Raw genomic sequence first — 17,528 nt, 5'->3', positions numbered from 1 at the left:
GGGAATCGGATGGTATCGCAGCCTATCCTGTCGGCCAAGTCAGGACGTACGGAAGAAAGCCCTATAGACGCCGTGAATAATCCTCTTTCTCATGGGTTTTTCAAGCGCTCGGCCAGGGCCGTGGCCAGCTGGGCGGTCAGCCCGTACACCGATAACTGCGGGTTGGCGCCGATGCTGGTGGGAAACAGCGAGCCATCGTGGACCGACAGGTTGCGCAGTTGATGATGGCGGCCGAGGCTGTCGGTGACCGCGGTTTTCGGGTCTTCGCCCATGGCACAGCCACCCATTACATGGGCGCTGCCCAGGCGGGTGCGGTACAGCTCCAGGCTCAGGCCGTCGATCAGTTCCCGGGCCTTGGCCAGGGTGTTCACGTAGTCGGCATCGGCATGCAGCGGCAGCACCGACTTGGCGCCGGCCGCGAACTGGATCTCGGCCATGCTGTGGAAGGCCCGGCGCAGGCCGTCCCAGGCGTACGGCGAGACCGGGTAATCGAGGACCGGGGTGTCGTCGCCGCGCAATTCTACGCTGCCGCCCTGGCTGTCCGGGTGGAAACCGTCGCGCATCAGCGCCAGCATCACATGGGTGTGCGGCAGCTGTTCCATGCGCAGCGCGCTTTGCGGGCCGAAGCCGCCGAGGAGGGTGCTGGCGAGGGCCGGTTGCAGGGGCGGCACTTCCAGTTTGTAGGACATATGCCCGGTGGTGCCATCCAGCCATTGGAAATGATCGGAATAGATGGACTGGGGCGCGCCGTAGAACGGGTTGATCACTTCGGAAAACTGCCCGGCGGAGAAATTCACCAGGTGCAGGAAGGTCCGCTTCCCCAGGCGCCCGTGCGGATCGGGGGCCTTGGAGCGCAACAGCAGCGCCGGACTGTTGATCCCGCCACCGGCCAGCACGTAGTGCCGGGCCTTGACGTTGATCCTGCGTCCGTTGGGGGCGACGCAGCGGGCATCCATCCCGAGGCATTGCAGGCCGGTGATCCTGTCGCCGTCGAGCAGCAGGCGGTCGGCGCGCGCGAGATAGAGCAGTTCGCCGCCTTTCTCCAGGGTCGCTGGAATGGTGGTGACCAGCATCGACTGCTTGGCGTTGGTCGGGCAGCCCATGCCGCAATAGCCCAGGTTCCAGCAGCCGCGCACGTTGCGCGGGATGACTTTCCAGCTGTAGTCGAGTTTTTCGCAGCCGTTGCGCAGCACGTCGTTGTTGGCATTGGGCGGCACCAGCCAGGGCGCGACGCCGAGGCGCTGTTCCATTTTTTCGAACCAGGGCGCCATCTCGGCGCTGCCGTGGCCCTTGACGTTGTGTTCCCTGGCCCAGTGTTCGAGGGTCGGTTCCGGGGTGCGGAAGCTCGAGGTCCAGTTGATCAGGGTGGTGCCGCCGACGGCACGGCCCTGGAGAATGGTGATGGCGCCATCCTTGCTCATGCGGCCGATGCCTTCCTGGTAGAGGCTGGTGTAGGCCTCGTCTTCGAGCATCTTGAAGTCGCTGCTGGTTTTCAGCGGGCCTTCCTCGATCAGCAGGACCTTGTAGCCGGCGGCGCTGAGGATCTCGGCGGTGGTCCCGCCCCCGGCGCCGCTGCCGATAATGGCTACGTCGGCTTCCAGGTTCAGGTCGTGGTCCAGTTGCGAGCCGTTGTAGGTTTTCCAGCCGCGGGCGAGGCCTTCGCGGAACAGATCGGGTACGGGCATGTGACGCCTCTTTTATATTATTTTGTGTTCAACACGAACGCTGCAGGAACCGGCTTGCTGGCGATGATATCGACGCGGTCCCCTTTCGAATCGCATCGCCGGGATCGCCAGCACGCCTCAGACCTTCGGCGGTCCCGGATAGCCGCAGCGGGCCCAGGACTCGGAGCGGTTGTACCAGGCCATCATCACCAGTTGCAGCAGCGAGGCGTGACCCATGCGCAACAGGCTCAGGTAGCTGTTTTCCCAGCGCTGGAGAAAAGCCTGGATCTGCTCGGCACCGGCATTCTCCCAACTGCCCCAGATGCCGGTCAGCGGGCCACGGGTCAGTCCCATGCCGAGCACATCGAACAGTTGCCGGGTGAGCTTGAGCATTTCCGGGGACAGGTGGTCGAGGCTCTTGTCCAGGCTCGCCAGGGTCTGCTCGACGGCGCCGGGCATCTTGTCGGCGCTGACGGCCCCTTCGAGCATCACCGGGATCAGCGCCCGCAGGAATGGCAGGTCAGCCGTCTGCAGCACCGCAAAGCCGCTGGCCGGCCCGCTCGCCGAGCAGCCGCCGAGGCTGGCCGCGAGCCCGGCGGTGGTCAGGAAGGCGCTGGCGCAGAGGCCGATTTTCAGCAGGCCGCGCCGGGACAGCGCGGGGGACTCGGACAGGCTTGGGATCATTATTGTTATTCACCTGAGTGGTTGTTTTTGACGCAAGGGACACGGATCAGCGGACAAACAGCTTCTGGATCAGCTTCTGGATCGATTTTCCATAAGGTGGGTAGATCAGCCGTGCGGCGTTGAAGCGTTGCTTGGTCAGCACGCCCTTGGCCTTGCTGAAGGTCAGGAAACCTTCATGGCCGTGGTAATGGCCCATGCCCGACGGCCCGATACCGCCGAACGGCAGGTCCTCCTGGGGGACATGCAACAAGGTGTCGTTGAGGCAGACACCGCCGGAATGGGTTTCGTGGAGGACGCGGGCCTGCTCGGCCTTGTTGTATCCGAAGTAGTAGAGCGCTAGTGGGCGAGGGCGCCGATTGATGTAGGCAAATGCTTCATCGAGGCCCTTGTACGGGACGATCGGCAGCAGCGGGCCGAAGATTTCATCCTGCATCAGGGTCATGTCGTCGCTGACGTTCAACAGCAGGCTGTGGCCCATGCGGCGTTGCTGGCCTTGCTCGAACATCGGGATCAGCAGCGCGCCCTTGCTGGTGGCATCGCTGAGGTAGCCGTTGAGCCGCGCCAACTGCCGCTCGTTGATGATGCTGGTGTAGTCCGGGTTGTCGACCAGGCTCGGGTAGAAGCTGCGCACCGCCTGGCGGTAGGCCTCGACGAAGGAGCCGACGCGTTCTTCGGGGACCAGGACATAGTCCGGGGCCACGCAGGTCTGGCCGGCGTTCAGGGTCTTGCCGAAGGCGATGCGTTCGGCGGCGTCCTCGAGCGGTACATCGCTGGAGACAATCGCCGGCGACTTGCCGCCGAGCTCCAAGGTCACCGGGGTCAGGTTCTCGGCGGCGGCGCGCATGACGTGCCTGCCGATGCTGGTAGCACCGGTGAACAGCAGGTGGTCGAACGGCAGTTTGGAGAACGCCATGCCGACTTCCGCCTCGCCCAGCACCACGCACACCAGGTCCTCGGGAAACACCCGGCCGAGCAATTCCTTGAGCAGCAGGCCGGTGGCCGGTGTCGACTCGCTGAGCTTGAGCATTACCCGATTGCCCGCCGAGAGAGCACCGACCAGCGGGCCGATGGCGAGGAACAACGGGTAGTTCCACGGCACGATCACCCCGACCACGCCCAGTGGCTGGTAGACCACCTTGGCCGAAGCCGGCTGGAAGGCCAGGCCGACCTTGCGCCGCGCCGGTTTCATCCAGCCCTTGAGATGCCGGCGGGCGTAATGGAGAGCATGCAGGCTGGGCATCAGCTCGGCGAGCAGGGTTTCGTCGGCGCTGCGGTTGCCGAAATCGTGGCTGATGGCCTCGACCAGGGCCTGCCGTTCGTCGCTCAGCAACTGGCGCAGGCTGTCGAGCCATTGCCGGCGTTGTTCGGCCGGCGGCATCGGATGCGCCGCATAGGCCTGGCGCTGGACCTGAAACAGACGCTGGAGCTCGCCCAGTTGCTGCTGTGACTCCTGCAGGTAGGCAATTTCGGCAGACATGGCGCGCTCCATTAAATGTGTTTTTATTTTTAAACAAATGTTTAGAGCTTGTACTCCAAAAAGTCAACAGCCGTGTTCGACGCCGACCGTTTATCCGCTGCCGGATAGGTCGTAAGATGCCTGGCACCGCACTCTTGAAGTAAAGCTGAAGTCATGGCCCCACGAATAAAAACCAGTGAGCGCATCGTCCAGAACAGCCTGGATCTGTTCAACCAGCAGGGCGAGCGCAGTGTCAGCACCAATCACATCGCGGCGCACATGGATATTTCGCCGGGCAACCTCTACTACCACTTCCCCAATAAGCAGGCGATCATCGCCGTGCTGTTCGCCGAGTACGAAGCGCTGGTGGACAGCTTCCTGCGCCCGCCCCAGGGCCGCGTCGCGACCATCGACGACAAGCGCTTCTATCTCAAGGCGCTGCTGGCGGCGATGTGGCGCTATCGTTTCCTGCACCGCGATCTCGAACACCTGCTGGAAAGCGATGCCGAACTGGCGGCCCGTTATCGACGGTTTTCCCAGCGTTGCCTGATCCAGGGGCAGGCTATCTACGGCGGCTTCGTCGAGGCCGGGATCCTGGCCATGGACGCCGTGCAGACCGAGTCCCTGACCCTCAATGCCTGGATCATCCTGACGTCCTGGGTCCGGTTCCTGAGCACCACCCGGGAAAACGCCAATCACTTGAGCGAGGAGTCGATCAAGCGCGGGGTGTATCAGGTGCTGGTGCTGGAGTCGGGATTTGTCACGGCCCAGGCCCGGGCGGCGGTGGACAAGCTGCTGAACGAGTTCTACGTCCCGCTGGCCCAGGCGCTGGAGGACGTGCAGGAATGATCATGAACGTTGTTCTTTACCCACTTACGAGGAATGCATCATGCCCCTTGCGCAACTGATCAGCCCGCAGCAACTGGCCGAGCGCCAGGCCCGGCCGGGGTTGGTGATCCTGGATTGTCGTTTCGCCCTGGAAGACCCGGACTACGGCCAGCGCAGCTATGCCCAGGGGCATATCGAGGGCGCGCACTTCGCCGACCTGGAGCGCGACCTCAGCGGCCCGGTGACCCGGGGCGTGACCGGCCGCCATCCGCTGCCAGAGCCGACGGCGCTGGTGCAGCGCCTGCAAGCCTGGGGCGTCAGCGTCGACAGCGAGATCGTGCTGTATGACGACGGTCCCGGCATGTACGCGGCGCGGGCCTGGTGGTTGCTGGCCTGGCTGGGCAAGCGCGACGGGGTATTCATTCTCGATGGCGGCCTGAAGGCCTGGCATGGCGCCGGGCAGCCGCTGAGCCTGAACCCGCCGCCGGCCACCCGCGGGACCTTCAGCGGCACGGCCGACCCTTCGTTGCAGATCAGCGCGCAGCAATTGCAAGAGCGTCTCGGCCAGGCCTCCCTGACCTTGCTCGATGCGCGCGCGCAGCCGCGTTTTCGTGGCGAGGTCGAGCCGATCGACCCGGTTGCCGGGCATATCCCCGGCGCCCAGTGCGCGGCGTTCAGCGAGAACCTCGGTGCCGATGGGCGTTTTCTGCCGGCCGAGCAGCTCAGGCAGCGATTTGCCGGGCAACTGGGCGACCGTTCGCCGCGGGAGCTGGTGGCGTACTGCGGCTCCGGGGTGACGGCCTGCCACAACCTGTTCGCCTTGAGCCTGGCGGGTTATCCGTTGGGGACGCTGTATGCCGGCTCGTGGAGCGAGTGGATCACCGATCCGCAACGAGCGGTGGCGACGGGCGACTGATTGCCGCGGCGATCAATATTTATCTATATACACGCCTGACTCCCTGGCGGGCCTAATCCCCTGTGAGCGTGGAGCTATCCACGCTGTAGAAAGCTCTTTGATAGAACGCAGACAGGAGATTTTTATGGGACAGGTCGTGTTGGATAACCCGTTCGATCCGGGACCGCCAGGGGCCGTGGCCGAACGGGCAGGGGCAATCCCTGCCGAGCCACGCTACAGCGGGCAGATGGAGCCTCTGGCCAGGCACTTCGAGGCCCTGGCGAACAACAGCCATCAGCAGATGCTCGCCCTCGGTCGCAGCGTGTTGCCGGACAAAGACGTCGAGGTCGGCAAGGTCTTCGAGGAGCGGGCGTTCGAACTGCATCAGGCTTCCCTGCAGCTTGTTCGGGATGCGCTGCACCCCACCTCGAATATCTCGACTCAGGCGCAGCTTATCTTCCGTCATCTTGATTCCGGTACGCTCGACCAACTGACCGATGCACAATTGGGTCTGTTTTCAGACAGCATCGACCACCTGTTCAGCCTGGTCGCGGGCAGCAACTTTTTCAACATCCGTGAGCTCGGCCTGCGCCTGGTTCACGAGGCGGGGATGAGCGATTTCGCAGGTTTTCTGGCAGCGGCCGAGACAGAGATCGTCGAATCGCTGGTCTCGCTCAAGGGCAAGGTCGGGCCGCTCGCCGATGTGCTGGATCAGATCTATGCCAGGGACATAGACCCGCACCATGGCGTGGACATAGGCGTCGCCCTGGACATGAAGACATGGGCCTTGCAAGGTCCCGAGTACAACGAGCTGGCAGACAGCGCCCGGGACACCGTCGGCCCCCGGGCTGGATTGACCGACAAGCTCGATCCGGAATCGGAATGGGTCTGGTTCGATGCCGAGGGCAACGAAACAGGCATGGAAACCCTGAGTTTCGCCGATAAGCCCTTGCAGGACCGCGACATTGAAATGCTGGAAGACTGGCAGGTGGATGCGAATCTCGAAGCCGAGGTGTTTGCCTGGGCCCATGATCAGCCGGAAGGCTATGGGAATGGGCAGATAGCCGTGCCGCTATTGAATGATATCGCCACCCCGGTGGGCTTTGTCACCTACCAGGAATATGCCTGATCGATCATCGGGTCGATAGAAAGACCCCGCGCATTGCGCTCAACCTTCCCGGGCGGCCAGCCATTGCGGAATGCGTCGCTCCAGATAGTACCCCGGCTTGCCCAGCGAGCCGTCGACGAACCCCACATGGCCGCCCTTGGCCTGTAGTTCGAATTCGGTGCCCGGCGCCAGCTCGCCGGGTTCCGGCAGGCTGTGGCGAAACACGAAGGGATCGTCCGCCGCCTGGATGATCAGGGTCGGGGTGCGGATCTCACCGAGGAAATAGCGGCTGGAGGCGCGGCGATAATAATCCTCGGCATCGGCAAAGCCGTGCAGGGGCGCGGTGACCCGGCCATCGAAATCCCAGAAGGTGCGCATGCCCGTCAACGGTCCCAGATCGCTCAGGGTCGCCAGGCCGTCGATCCGGCCGTCGTGCTGGAACTGGCGCTGCTTGTTCTTGATATAAGCCAGCATCTCGCGCATGAAGTGCGCCTGATAGATCCGCGAAAACCCCTGGCCGATGCGGTCGGCGCACTGGTCCAGGCGAAACGGCACCGACACCGCGACGGCGCCTTGCAGGCCGCTGTCCCCGCCACTTTCCCCGAGATGCTTGAGCAGCACATTGCCGCCCAGGGAATAACCCACGGCATAGAGGGGCGCCAGCGGGCGCAGGGTCTTGAGATGGGCGATCGTCGCCGCCAGGTCCTCGCTGGCCCCGGAGTGATAACTGCGCGCCAGCAGGTTGGGTTCCCCCGAGCAGCCGCGCCAGTTCAGCGCCACGCTGGCCCAGCCCTGGTTGGCCAGCGCCTGTTGCAGGCCGGCGACATAGGGCGAGTTCGACGAGCCGGTCAGCCCGTGGAGGATCAGCACCAGCGGGGTATCGGCGGCGTGCGGGCCGTGCCAGTCGAGGTCGAGGAAGTCGCCGTCTTCGAGCCACAGGCGTTCGCGCTGGCGGTCCAGGTGCACGGTCTTGCGCCAGAGAGGGCCCCACAGGGTCTGCAGGTGCGGATTGCCCAGGCCTGGGGCGGGAGTGAAGCCCGGCAAATGAATGGGCTGGGAAGGTGACGGCAACGCAGCGAATCTCGGAGTGGGAATGGACGGGACCGGCGCTGACATATGCCAGTCGCCATGGCAGCCACGCTTGCGCGTGCAATACGTCTAAATTGCCACAGTCCCGTCCATTCCCGCAGCTTTTTATCCGGACGGCAGGGCGCGGGGCTGGCAGGTGGGCCCTTGTACCTGAAGATCGGGCAAGGCTTGCTGGGGGACGCTGGGGCCGGTACTGGTCACCACCCAGCTGTCGGCGGCGAAATGCGCGTTCAAGGCGCTCCTGATGGTTTCGCGGGTCAGTTGTTGCGCCTGTTCGGCGTAGTCCGTCAGGCTCAGGGGCAGGTCGTGACGGGCGATCACCAGCAGCGCCTGGAGGATATCCGCATTGCTGGCGCCATCCAGCGTCATGTCACCGCGCAGGCTCTGCTGGGCATTCTGCAGTTCCTGCTCGGTCGGGCCCTCCCTCAGTAGCTGTTCGAACATCTGCTTGATCCGCTCAATGACCGCTTCACGGTATTCGGGAGGAGTCGAGAGGCTGATGTGGAACGGGCCGCGGGCTTGCCAGTTCTTGAGCTGGGCCAGCGCCGAGTAGGTGACGCCATGCTGTTCGCGCAATACCGTCATCAGGCGACTGTCGAAGCCGCCGCCAAAGATCAGGCTGGCCACATAGAGGGCGACGTAGTCGGGATGGCTGCGCGGTGCGGCGATCTGGGCGAAATCCAGGTGCACCAGGGTGGTCGGCCGTTCGATATGGGTGGTGCCGACGGTGCTGTCTTCAGACCGGGCGCTGGCGGTTTGTGGCAATGCCGGGCCGTTGGGCAAGGCGTCGGAAATCTGCACGCTGATGCGCTGTGCCTGCTCCAGCGAGAGATCGCCGACCAACACGATGATTGCATTGCCCGCGCTATAAGCCTTCTTGTGAAAGGCCCGTAGCTGCTCGACAGTGATATTCCCGATACTTTCCCGGGTGCCATAGAGCGGCTGGGCATAGGGATGTCGTGAGTAGAGCGGCGGTGTGAAGCGGTGACTGATCCAGGTGTCGAAGGCGATATCCTGGCGCATTTGCTGGTCGAGGATCTCGCTCTTTACCCGGCGAATGGCATCGCTGCCGAAGCTGGGCTTGCTCAGCACTTCGCTCAACAATTGCAGGGCCTCTGTGCGGATGGAATCGTCGCTGAGGCTGCGCAGGGTGAAAAATCCATGATCGCGGTCGATGCCATTGCTGACCTTCACTCCCAGGCTGTCGAACGCGGTCATTATCGCGTCGACATCTTTACCCTCGGAGCCTTCGTTGAGCAGGCTCAGGGTCATGGCCGCCAGGCCGGGTTGTTCGCCGTCGTAGCGGCTGCCCGCGGCAAAGCTCACGGCCACATCGAGCAACGGCAGGCCATGGGTTTCGACGAACAGCACCTTGGTCCCGTTGAGGGTTTTCCAGCCGCGCACGACGCGGGTAGTGGGGGCGGGCGCCAGCTGCCGGACCTCGTCCAGCGATTGCAGGGGATCGACGCTCGTCAGGTCGACGCCGGCAGGCGCTGCCGAACTGGGGCCAGGGAGGGCGGCGAGCAGCGTCAGCAGGACGCTCGATAACAGCGGATGAGCCTTATTCATGAGGGTTTTTCCCAGGGCTGGCCAGGGCGACGCTGAGCCGCTCGTGGGTGAAATAGGTTTGTGCGGCGCGTTGAATATCCAGGGGAGTGACGGCCTTCAGTTGCTCCTGTTCGCGTTCTTCCAGGGTCCACGACAGGCCGACGCTTTCCAGGGCCCCGAGTTTCTGTGCCTGGTTTTCCACCGAGTCGAGGGCAAAGATGCGTTGCGCCATCATCCGGATCCGCGCGCGCTCTAGTTCCTGCGCGCTGACAGGCGATTGCTTGAGTTCGTCGAGCAGTTGCCACAGGCGTGCCTCGATATCATCCAGGCCGGGATTTTTCTGGGTATCCAGGTCGACAGCGATCTTCAGCAAGGCATCTCCGCGGTTGAAGGCCTCGTAGCGGGAGTGCGCGCGGGTGATCAGCTCTTCACGGAACTTCAGCTGTCTGAAAATCCGCGAGCCGGGGCCGACGCCGAGCAGTTCATTGAGCAGGCGCAAGGTGTGCGCGGTATGCGGATCGCTGGCGGTCACCAGGCTGGGCACGTTGAACGCCATGATCAGGCTGGGAAACTCATTGTGGGTCTGCAGGGTAATCCGTCGCTCACCCGGCTCGTTCAGCTCCAGCGGACGCCTGGTCTCAGGCAGGGCCCGGCTGGGCAGGTCGGCGAAGTAGCGCCGGGCCAGGGGCTCGACCTCCTTGAGGGTGACATCGCCGACCACTACCAGGGTGGCGTTGTTCGGCGCGTACCAACTGGCGTACCAGCCTTGCAGTTGCCGGGTATTCATGCGGTGCAGGTCGTGTTGCCAACCGACGGTCGAGGTGCGATAGCCGCTGGTGGGAAAGGCGAGGCTGCGCATCTTCTCGTCGAGTATTGCCCAGGGGACATCATCGATGTTCTGCAGCCGCTCGTTCTTGATCACCTCGATTTCCCGTCGAAAGGCGGCAGGCGAAAGTCGTGCGGAACTCATCTGATCGGCCATGATTTCCAGGGCGACGCCCAGGACCTGGCGCGGCATCAGGTATTCGTAGGTGGTGGCGTCATGATTGGTGAAGGCGTTGATCTCGGCCCCCAGGCGCTCCATGACCTGGAGCGCCTGGCCGGGACAGACTTTGCTGCTGCCCTGGAACAGCATGTGCTCCAGCGCGTGGGAGAGGCCTGATGCTCCCGGCGGTTCGTGGCTGGAACCGACCTTGTACCAGAGCTGGGCGGCCACGACGGGGGCCCGATGATCTTCGCGCACGATGATTTTCAGGCCATTGTCCAGCCTGAGTTCGTGGGTGTCGGGCATGGGAGGGGCGGCGAGGGCGACGGCCGGCGGCAGGAGCAGGCCGAGCGCGAGGCGCAGGGTGGGGCGTTTCATCGGTGAGGGATCCTTGTGTCCTTGCGGTTTTCGAAGGCACACAGTGATCCGGCTGGCGGGGGCGATGGCGGTACAGGAATAGTGATGACGGCCCGGGGATCACCGGGCCGTCATCGGGGAGCGGTCTACAGCGCCGCTACGCTGCGTTGCCACAGCGCGTAGTAGACCCGCCCCGACTTCTGCTCGCGGTGCAGGCGCCAGTTGCCCGGCAGGCCGAGGGTCGAGGGCGCGGTTTCGCTTTCGGTATAGACCCAGGCGTCATCGGCCAGCCACTGGCGTTCTTCCAGCAGGGCGCAGACGCCCGGCAGCAGGTTCTGGTTGAACGGCGGGTCGAGGAACACCAGGTCGAATGCCGTGGCCGCCTGGGTTTCCAGGTAGCGCAGGGCGTCGGCGGTCTGGACCTGGCCGACGCTGCAACGCAGGGTGCCCAGGTGTTCGCGCAGGCTCGACACCGCCACATTGCTGGCATCCAGCGCCTGGCCCATGGCGGCGCCACGGGACAGGGCCTCGAGGAACAGGGCGCCGCTGCCGGCGAACGGGTCGAGCACCTTGGCCCCGGCCACATAGGGCGCGAGCCAGTTGAACAGGGTTTCGCGCACGCGGTCCGGGGTCGGCCGCAGGCCCAGGACATCGGGAAAGCTCAGGCGCCGACTGCGCCATTCGCCACCGATGATACGCAACTGGTTCACGCCGTTATGCGTGTGCGCGGGTTTCTTGCTGGGACGTGATGAACTGGCCATTAGTGCTCCGGAACCCCGAGTGGCTGCTCGGCGGGTTTGTCAGTCGGCGGCGGCAGCGGCTTTTGCGGCACCGTGGGACCTGCGGTGACGACGATCATCTTGTCGACATCCAGGTGTTTGTTCATGGCCGCCTTGACCTGCTCGACGGTCAGCGCCTGGGTCTGCTGCATGAAGTCTTCCAGATAGTTCAGCGGCAGGTCATAGAAACCGATGGAGCCCAGTTGGCCGACGATATCGCTGTTGCTGGCGTTGGACAGCGGGAAGCTGCCGGCCATTTCGCGCTTGGCGTCGTCGAGTTCCTTCTGGGTCGGACCGGACTTCAGGTAGTCGGCCAGGACTTCCTCGACCAGCTTGCGCGTGCCTTCGCTCATCTCGGCACGGGTCTGCAGGTTGATCATGAAGGGGCCGCGGGCCTGCATCGGGCTGAACCCAGAGTAGACCCCGTAGGTCAGGCCGCGCTTTTCCCGGACTTCACTCATCAGGCGCGTGCCGAAGCCGCCGCCGCCGAGAATCTGGTTGCCCAGGGACAGGGCCGCGTAGTCGGGGTCGGCGCGGTCGATACCCATCTGTGCCAGCAGAATGGTGGTCTGCTTGGACGGGAACTCGATATGCCCTGTGCTGGGTTGCGGGTCCTTGGCCGGGGCGATTTTCGCCAGGGCCGGGCCTTTCGGCAGGGCGGCCGAGACCTGGGCGGTCAGGGTTTCGGCTTCGCTGCGCGAGAGGTCGCCGACCAGGGCGATCACCACGTTGCCGGCGGCATAGGCCTTGGCATGGAACGCCCGCAGTTGCGCGAGGGTGATCGGCGGGATGCTTTTCGCCGTGCCCTCGCTGGCATGGCCATAGGGATGCTCGCCATACAGGCGCTGGGACAGGTCCTGGCTCGCCAGCTTGCCGGGGTTCTGCTTCTGGAGCTCGAAGCCGGCCAGCAACTGGTTCTTGATCCGCGCCAGCGAGCCGGCCGGGAAGGTCGGCTTGCCGACGACTTCGGCGAACAGCTTGAGTGCCGGTTCGCGTTTGTCGGCGGCGCTGAGGCTGCGCAGCGAAGCAATCGCCATGTCCTTGTAGGCACCGTTGCCGAAGTCTGCGCCGAGCCCTTCGAAGCCCTGGGCGATGGCACCGACGTCCTTGCCGGCCACGCCTTCATTGAGCATGGCGTTGGTCAGCACGGCCAGGCCGGGGGTCTTGCCGTCCTGGCTGCTGCCGGCGGCGAAGGTCAGGCGCAGGTTGAACATCGGCAGCTCATGGGCCTCGACGAACAGCACCTTGGCGCCTTCGGCGGTGTTCCAGGTCTGCACGTTCAAGGTGCGCCGCGCCGGGGCCTTGTCATCGAGTTCGGCCAGCGATTGCAGTTTGTGGCCCGACCTGGCCTCTTCCAGCGCCTCGCTGGCCAGGGCGACGCGGGTGCCGAGCAGGGACAGGCCGAGACTGCCGGCGGTCACGATCAGGGCCAGGCCGAGCAGGGTGAAACAGGAACCCTTGGGCTTGCTCATGGGCGGGTCTCCTCGGGCAATACATGGGCGACGCTGAGACGTTCGCGGATGAAATAGGTGCGAGCGGCCTTCTGGATATCCTCCGGCGTCACGCTTTGCAGTTCGGCCAGTTCGCTGTCCATCAGTTTCCAGGACAGGCCGACGGTTTCCAGCTGGCCGATGGCGGTGGCCTGGCTGGTGATGGAGTCACGCTCGTAGACCAGCCCGGCGATGACCTGGGCGCGCACGCGTTCCAGTTCCTCGGCGGTGGGCGGCTTGGTCTTCAGCTGGTCCAGCAGGCGCCAGAGACCGGCTTCGGTATCGGCCAGGGTTTTCTTCTTCTGCGTGTTCGGCGTCGCCGACAGGGTAAAGAGGCTGTCGCCACGGGTGTAGGCGTCGTAGCTGGCCGAACCGCCGGAGATCAGCTCTTCGCCACGTTCCAGCTGGGAGGACAGGCGGGCACTGTAGCCGCCGTCGAGCAGGGCGGCGATCAGGCGCAGGGCGTTGACCGAACGCGGGTCCTGGGCGGTGGCGATGCTCGGTACGTTGAACCCGAGCATCAGGCTCGGCAGCTGGGTCTTCACATGCAGGGTGATCAGCCGTTCGCCGGGTTCGTCCAGCTCACGCGGAATCTTCGCCGGCGGCGTGTCGCGCCGGGGGATCGCGCCGAAGTAGCGCTGGGCCAGGTTCTTCACTTCATCCGGGGTCACGTCGCCGACCACCACCAGGGTGGCGTTGTTCGGCACATACCAGGACTGATACCAGTGGCGCAGTTCCTCGACTTTCATGCGGTCGAGGTCGGCCATCCAGCCGATGGTCGGCGTGTGGTAGCCACTGGCCGGGTAGGCCATCGCCTTGAAGCGCTCGTAGGCCTTGCCCATCGGCTTGTCGTCGGTGCGCAGGCGGCGTTCTTCCTTGATCACTTCGATCTCGCGGCTGAACTCGTCGGCCGGCAGGCGCAGGCTGGCCATGCGGTCGGCTTCCAGTTCGAAGGCGACACCCAGGCGATCACGGGCCAGGACCTGGTAATAGGCCGTGTAGTCGTCGCTGGTGAAGGCGTTTTCCTCGGCCCCCAGGTCCCGCAGGATCAGCGAGGCTTCGCCGGGGCCGACTTTCTCGCTGCCCTTGAACATCATGTGTTCCAGGGCATGGGAAAGGCCGGTCTGGCCCGGCGTCTCGTAGCTCGAGCCGACCTTGTACCAGATCTGCGAAACCACCACGGGCGCGCGGTGATCTTCACGGACGACGACCTTCAGGCCGTTGTCGAGGGTGAACTCGTGGGTCGGTTGTGGATCGGCAGCCAGGGCTGAAAGCGGCAGACAGAGCGTGCTGAGCAACAGGCCAGCAGCGCGGCGGGCTAGAGCATTCATTCGTTTTTAAACCTGTAGGACGGCCCGCTTGGTCTTAGCGTAGGCGGGCGAGGAGGTGCTAGGATACTGTGTTGCGCGCGAACAATCTGGTCAAAAAGCAGTCTGTTACGCATCAGAATATTATTTGCCGAAGCGCCCCCTTGGCGCGTCGCTACCTTGAGATAGCCGTCCTCCATGTTTGGTTCCAACGACGACAAGAAGACCCCAGCTGCGGCTGGCGAGAAAAAAAGCCTGTTCGGATGGCTGCGCAAAAAGCCGCAGGAAGCCGTCGTCGAACAGCCACAAGCCCAGCCTGAAGCCGCGCCGGCAGCGTTGGTCGAGACCGCCCCGGTCGCCGTCGAGCCGTTGCCGGTGGTCGCGCCGCTGATCGAACAAGCGCCGATCGAGGCCGCTGCGGCGCCCGAGCCGTGGCTGACCCTGCCCGTGGCCGAAGAGCCGGTGGCCCTGGTGGAAGATGTGCAGGCCGAGCATGTCGCGCCGCCGATTCCGCCGGTGGCCGAAGTCGTCGCGCCGACGCCGTTGGTCGCCGAGCCCGAGCCTGCGATTGCGCCCATCGTGCAACCGGCTGTGGTCGAGGCGCCTGCATCTGCGCCGGTCATCGCTCCTGTGGCTGCCGCCCCCGCGCCAGTGGTGGTTGTCGAGCCCGTGGCCGCGGAGCCGGTCAAGCCCGCCGCGGAGGAAACCAAGGCCGGTTTCTTTGCCCGTCTCAAGCAGGGCCTGTCGAAGACCAGCGCCAGCCTTGGCGAAGGCATGGCCAGCCTGTTCCTCGGCAAGAAGGCCATCGACGATGACCTGCTCGAAGAACTCGAAACCCGCCTGCTGACCGCCGACGTCGGCGTCGAAGCCACCGGCGTGATCATCCAGAGCCTGACCCAGAAGGTCGCGCGCAAGCAGTTGACCGACAGCGATGCGCTCTACAAGTCGCTGCAGGCCGAGCTGGCCGCCATGCTCAAGCCCGTCGAGCAGCCGCTGCAGATCGACACGCGGCACAAGCCTTTCGTGATCCTGGTCGTCGGCGTCAATGGCGCGGGCAAGACCACCACCATCGGCAAGCTGGCCAAAAAGCTGCAACTGGAAGGCAAGAAGGTCATGCTGGCGGCGGGCGATACCTTCCGCGCCGCCGCGGTGGAGCAATTGCAGGTCTGGGGCGAGCGCAACAGCATTCCGGTGATCGCCCAGCACACCGGCGCCGATTCGGCTTCGGTGATCTTCGATGCGGTGCAGGCGGCCAAGGCCCGCGGCATCGATGTGCTGATCGCCGATACCGCCGGTCGCCTGCACACCAAAGACAACCTGATGGAAGAACTGAAGAAGGTTCGCCGGGTGATCGGCAAGCTGGATGCCGACGCACCGCATGAAGTGCTGCTGGTGCTCGATGCCGGTACCGGGCAGAACGCCATCAACCAGGCCAAGCAATTCAACCAGACGGTACAGCTGACCGGCCTGGCATTGACTAAGCTCGATGGCACCGCCAAGGGCGGGGTGATCTTCGCCCTGGCCAAGCAGTTTGGCCTGCCGATCCGCTACATCGGTGTCGGTGAAGGCATCGACGATCTGCGTACCTTTGAAGCCGAGCCCTTTGTCCAAGCCCTTTTCGCCGAGCGGGAGCGTTCATGATTCGTTTCGAACAGGTCGGTAAACGCTATCCGAACGGTCACGTCGGCTTGCATGAGCTGAGCTTTCGGGTGCGTCGTGGTGAATTCCTGTTCGTGACCGGGCATTCCGGCGCGGGCAAAAGTACCTTGCTGCGCCTGCTGCTGGCGATGGAGCGTCCGACCACCGGCAAGCTGCTGCTGGCCGGCCAGGACCTGGGCCAGATCAGCAATGCGCAGATTCCGTTCCTGCGCCGGCAGATCGGCGTGGTGTTCCAGAATCACCAGCTGCTGTTCGATCGCACGGTGTTCAATAATGTCGCCTTGCCGCTGCAAATCCTCGGCCTGTCCAAGGCTGAAGTCGCCAAGCGCGTGGATTCGGCCCTGGAGCGCGTGGCGCTGTCGGACAAGACCGACCTCTACCCCGGCGACCTGTCCACCGGCCAGCAACAGCGCGTCGGGATTGCCCGGGCCATCGTGCACCGTCCGGCATTGCTGCTGGCGGATGAACCGACCGGTAACCTCGACCCGCGCCTGGCGGCGGAAATCATGGGGGTGTTCGAGGATATCAACCGTCTCGGCACCAGCGTGCTGATCGCCAGCCACGACCTGGCGCTGATCGCCCGCATGCGCCACCGCATGCTGACCCTGCAACGCGGCCGATTGATCGGCGACGGGGAGGCCGGCGTATGAGTGCGACCCGCAGCCCGAAAGTGGCCGAACGCGTGGCCCCGAAAGCCTCCGATCAGCCGCCACCGAAAAAGAAACGCGACGAAGACGACGGCCCGGACTTCAGCACCCTGCTGCACGCCTGGATCGAAAGCCATCGTGCCAGCCTGCTGGACAGCCTGCGCCGCCTGGGCAAGCAGCCGATCGGCAGCTTCTTTACCTGCCTGGTGATGGCCGTGGCCCTGAGCCTGCCGATGGGCTTGTCGCTGCTGCTCAACAACGTCGAGCGCCTGGGCGGTTCCTGGCAGCGCGCGGCACAGATTTCGCTGTACCTGCAACTGGACGCCAGCCCGACGGAAGGCGAGAGCCTGAGCGAGCAGATCAAGGCCATGCCGGGTGTGGCAGATGCCGAGTTCATCAGCAAGGAAAAGGCCCTGGACGAGTTCCAGCAGCAGTCCGGGCTGGGCGAGGCGCTCAAGGAACTGCCGCAGAACCCGCTGCCGGGCGTGGTCCTGGTGACCCCGAACGAGGTCGACAAGGCGACACTGGAAGCCCTGCGCCAGCGCCTGGCCGAGTTGCCCAAGGTGCAACAGGCCCAGCTGGACCTGGTCTGGGTCGAACGCCTGGCGGCGATTCTCAAGCTGGGCGACCGGTTTGTCTTCGGCCTGACGGTGTTGCTGGTTTCTGCATTACTTTTGGTGATAGGCAATACCATTCGTCTTCATATTGAAAACCGCCGCACCGAGATCGAAGTGATTAAACTGGTGGGCGGCACTGATAGCTACGTGCGTAGGCCGTTTCTGTACATGGGCGCGCTTTATGGCTTCGGCGCGGGAATTCTTTCCTGGGGCGTCCTGGCTTTCGGCCTCAACTGGCTGAACGAGGCGGTTGTCGGGCTGGCCGGCCTGTACGGCAGCGATTTCGCCCTGGCGGGCGTGCCGTCTGCCGATGGTCTGTCGCTCTTGCTTGGCGCGGTGCTGTTGGGGTATATCGGTGCTTGGATTGCGGTCGCACGGCATCTTCGCGAGCTGGCGCCGAAGTAATTAATGTCAA

Annotated in this window: 15 protein-coding genes; 6 read left to right on the top strand and 9 right to left on the bottom strand. The window is 64.3% G+C overall.

The features are described 5' to 3' along the window. Positions 1-89 precede the first annotated feature (89 nt). The 3 genes from ACL9RJ_RS19260 to ACL9RJ_RS19250 all read right to left on the bottom strand — a co-directional run bounded on the left by ACL9RJ_RS19260 (position 90) and on the right by ACL9RJ_RS19250 (position 3,825). Positions 90-1,685, bottom strand: coding sequence for a GMC family oxidoreductase (locus ACL9RJ_RS19260; RefSeq protein WP_103032762.1), 1,596 nt, complete (start codon positions 1,683-1,685; stop codon positions 90-92). Positions 1,686-1,802: 117 nt separating this feature from the next. Next, positions 1,803-2,348: a twin-arginine translocation pathway signal protein gene (locus tag ACL9RJ_RS19255; protein ID WP_177087079.1), complete on the bottom strand. Its 546-nt coding sequence runs from the start codon at positions 2,346-2,348 to the stop codon at positions 1,803-1,805. A gap of 46 nt (positions 2,349-2,394) precedes the next feature. Continuing rightward, entirely contained in the window at positions 2,395-3,825 is a 1,431-nt protein-coding gene (locus ACL9RJ_RS19250) for a coniferyl aldehyde dehydrogenase (protein WP_212810250.1), read from the bottom strand. Positions 3,826-3,978: 153 nt separating this feature from the next. On the opposite strand from ACL9RJ_RS19250, the gene ACL9RJ_RS19245 reads away from it, so the two are divergent. The 3 genes from ACL9RJ_RS19245 (at position 3,979) to ACL9RJ_RS19235 (ending at position 6,656) form a co-directional block, all read left to right on the top strand. After that, a complete protein-coding gene (locus tag ACL9RJ_RS19245; protein WP_017124880.1) occupies positions 3,979-4,653 on the top strand; it encodes a TetR/AcrR family transcriptional regulator in 675 nt (224 codons plus the stop codon). Between the two features lie 40 nt (positions 4,654-4,693). Next, positions 4,694-5,548, top strand: coding sequence for a sulfurtransferase (locus ACL9RJ_RS19240; protein WP_212810249.1), 855 nt, complete (start codon positions 4,694-4,696; stop codon positions 5,546-5,548). 124 nt (positions 5,549-5,672) lie between these two features. Then, a complete protein-coding gene (locus ACL9RJ_RS19235) occupies positions 5,673-6,656 on the top strand; it encodes a hypothetical protein (protein ID WP_177119780.1) in 984 nt (327 codons plus the stop codon). Positions 6,657-6,695: 39 nt separating this feature from the next. Here the strand turns inward: ACL9RJ_RS19235 and ACL9RJ_RS19230 are convergent, their stop codons facing one another. The 6 genes from ACL9RJ_RS19230 to ACL9RJ_RS19205 all read right to left on the bottom strand — a co-directional run bounded on the left by ACL9RJ_RS19230 (position 6,696) and on the right by ACL9RJ_RS19205 (position 14,214). Then, positions 6,696-7,706, bottom strand: coding sequence for a hydrolase (locus tag ACL9RJ_RS19230; RefSeq protein ID WP_244861794.1), 1,011 nt, complete (start codon positions 7,704-7,706; stop codon positions 6,696-6,698). A gap of 123 nt (positions 7,707-7,829) precedes the next feature. After that, positions 7,830-9,293, bottom strand: coding sequence for a M16 family metallopeptidase (locus ACL9RJ_RS19225; protein WP_422765555.1), 1,464 nt, complete (start codon positions 9,291-9,293; stop codon positions 7,830-7,832). After that, positions 9,286-10,635 carry a M16 family metallopeptidase gene (locus tag ACL9RJ_RS19220; RefSeq protein WP_422765554.1) on the bottom strand — a complete coding sequence of 450 codons (1,350 nt, stop codon included), beginning with the start codon at positions 10,633-10,635 and terminating at the stop codon, positions 9,286-9,288. Before ACL9RJ_RS19220 ends, ACL9RJ_RS19225 begins: the two co-directional genes overlap by 8 nt. Positions 10,636-10,760: 125 nt before the next feature. Next, positions 10,761-11,375: a 16S rRNA (guanine(966)-N(2))-methyltransferase RsmD gene (rsmD, locus tag ACL9RJ_RS19215; protein ID WP_017124875.1), complete on the bottom strand. Its 615-nt coding sequence runs from the start codon at positions 11,373-11,375 to the stop codon at positions 10,761-10,763. Then, positions 11,375-12,865 carry a M16 family metallopeptidase gene (locus ACL9RJ_RS19210; RefSeq protein WP_017124874.1) on the bottom strand — a complete coding sequence of 497 codons (1,491 nt, stop codon included), beginning with the start codon at positions 12,863-12,865 and terminating at the stop codon, positions 11,375-11,377. The genes rsmD and ACL9RJ_RS19210 overlap by 1 nt, the downstream gene beginning before the upstream one ends. Continuing rightward, positions 12,862-14,214, bottom strand: coding sequence for a M16 family metallopeptidase (locus ACL9RJ_RS19205; protein WP_042934812.1), 1,353 nt, complete (start codon positions 14,212-14,214; stop codon positions 12,862-12,864). Before ACL9RJ_RS19205 ends, ACL9RJ_RS19210 begins: the two co-directional genes overlap by 4 nt. A 174-nt stretch (positions 14,215-14,388) precedes the next feature. On the opposite strand from ACL9RJ_RS19205, the gene ftsY reads away from it, so the two are divergent. The 3 genes from ftsY to ftsX are packed head-to-tail and all read left to right on the top strand — an operon-like array spanning position 14,389 to position 17,518. Further along, positions 14,389-15,831 carry a signal recognition particle-docking protein FtsY gene (ftsY, locus tag ACL9RJ_RS19200; RefSeq protein WP_017124872.1) on the top strand — a complete coding sequence of 481 codons (1,443 nt, stop codon included), beginning with the start codon at positions 14,389-14,391 and terminating at the stop codon, positions 15,829-15,831. Beyond that, a complete protein-coding gene (gene ftsE / locus ACL9RJ_RS19195) occupies positions 15,828-16,499 on the top strand; it encodes a cell division ATP-binding protein FtsE (protein WP_017124871.1) in 672 nt (223 codons plus the stop codon). Before ftsY ends, ftsE begins: the two co-directional genes overlap by 4 nt. Then, positions 16,496-17,518, top strand: coding sequence for a permease-like cell division protein FtsX (ftsX, locus tag ACL9RJ_RS19190; RefSeq protein ID WP_017124870.1), 1,023 nt, complete (start codon positions 16,496-16,498; stop codon positions 17,516-17,518). Before ftsE ends, ftsX begins: the two co-directional genes overlap by 4 nt. Positions 17,519-17,528: the final 10 nt, after the last annotated feature.

It is taken from the genome of Pseudomonas sp. Mn2068 (genome assembly GCF_049319725.1).
Taxonomy (GTDB): domain Bacteria; phylum Pseudomonadota; class Gammaproteobacteria; order Pseudomonadales; family Pseudomonadaceae; genus Aquipseudomonas; species Aquipseudomonas gingeri.
This window is presented reverse-complemented; position numbering and strand designations above follow the sequence as displayed.

What these genes read in the sequence shown, in the direction of transcription:
- ACL9RJ_RS19260 (WP_103032762.1), bottom strand. Translation starts at nt 1,685, where the DNA reads ATGCCCGTACCCGATCTGTTCCGCGAAGGCCTCGCCCGCGGCTGGAAA.
- ACL9RJ_RS19255 (WP_177087079.1), bottom strand. Translation starts at nt 2,348, where the DNA reads ATGATCCCAAGCCTGTCCGAGTCCCCCGCGCTGTCCCGGCGCGGCCTG.
- ACL9RJ_RS19250 (WP_212810250.1), bottom strand. Translation starts at nt 3,825, where the DNA reads ATGTCTGCCGAAATTGCCTACCTGCAGGAGTCACAGCAGCAACTGGGC.
- ACL9RJ_RS19245 (WP_017124880.1), top strand. Translation starts at nt 3,979, where the DNA reads ATGGCCCCACGAATAAAAACCAGTGAGCGCATCGTCCAGAACAGCCTG.
- ACL9RJ_RS19240 (WP_212810249.1), top strand. Translation starts at nt 4,694, where the DNA reads ATGCCCCTTGCGCAACTGATCAGCCCGCAGCAACTGGCCGAGCGCCAG.
- ACL9RJ_RS19235 (WP_177119780.1), top strand. Translation starts at nt 5,673, where the DNA reads ATGGGACAGGTCGTGTTGGATAACCCGTTCGATCCGGGACCGCCAGGG.
- ACL9RJ_RS19225 (WP_422765555.1), bottom strand. Translation starts at nt 9,293, where the DNA reads ATGAATAAGGCTCATCCGCTGTTATCGAGCGTCCTGCTGACGCTGCTC.
- ACL9RJ_RS19220 (WP_422765554.1), bottom strand. Translation starts at nt 10,635, where the DNA reads ATGAAACGCCCCACCCTGCGCCTCGCGCTCGGCCTGCTCCTGCCGCCG.
- rsmD (WP_017124875.1), bottom strand. Translation starts at nt 11,375, where the DNA reads ATGGCCAGTTCATCACGTCCCAGCAAGAAACCCGCGCACACGCATAAC.
- ACL9RJ_RS19210 (WP_017124874.1), bottom strand. Translation starts at nt 12,865, where the DNA reads ATGAGCAAGCCCAAGGGTTCCTGTTTCACCCTGCTCGGCCTGGCCCTG.
- ACL9RJ_RS19205 (WP_042934812.1), bottom strand. Translation starts at nt 14,214, where the DNA reads ATGAATGCTCTAGCCCGCCGCGCTGCTGGCCTGTTGCTCAGCACGCTC.
- ftsY (WP_017124872.1), top strand. Translation starts at nt 14,389, where the DNA reads ATGTTTGGTTCCAACGACGACAAGAAGACCCCAGCTGCGGCTGGCGAG.
- ftsE (WP_017124871.1), top strand. Translation starts at nt 15,828, where the DNA reads ATGATTCGTTTCGAACAGGTCGGTAAACGCTATCCGAACGGTCACGTC.
- ftsX (WP_017124870.1), top strand. Translation starts at nt 16,496, where the DNA reads ATGAGTGCGACCCGCAGCCCGAAAGTGGCCGAACGCGTGGCCCCGAAA.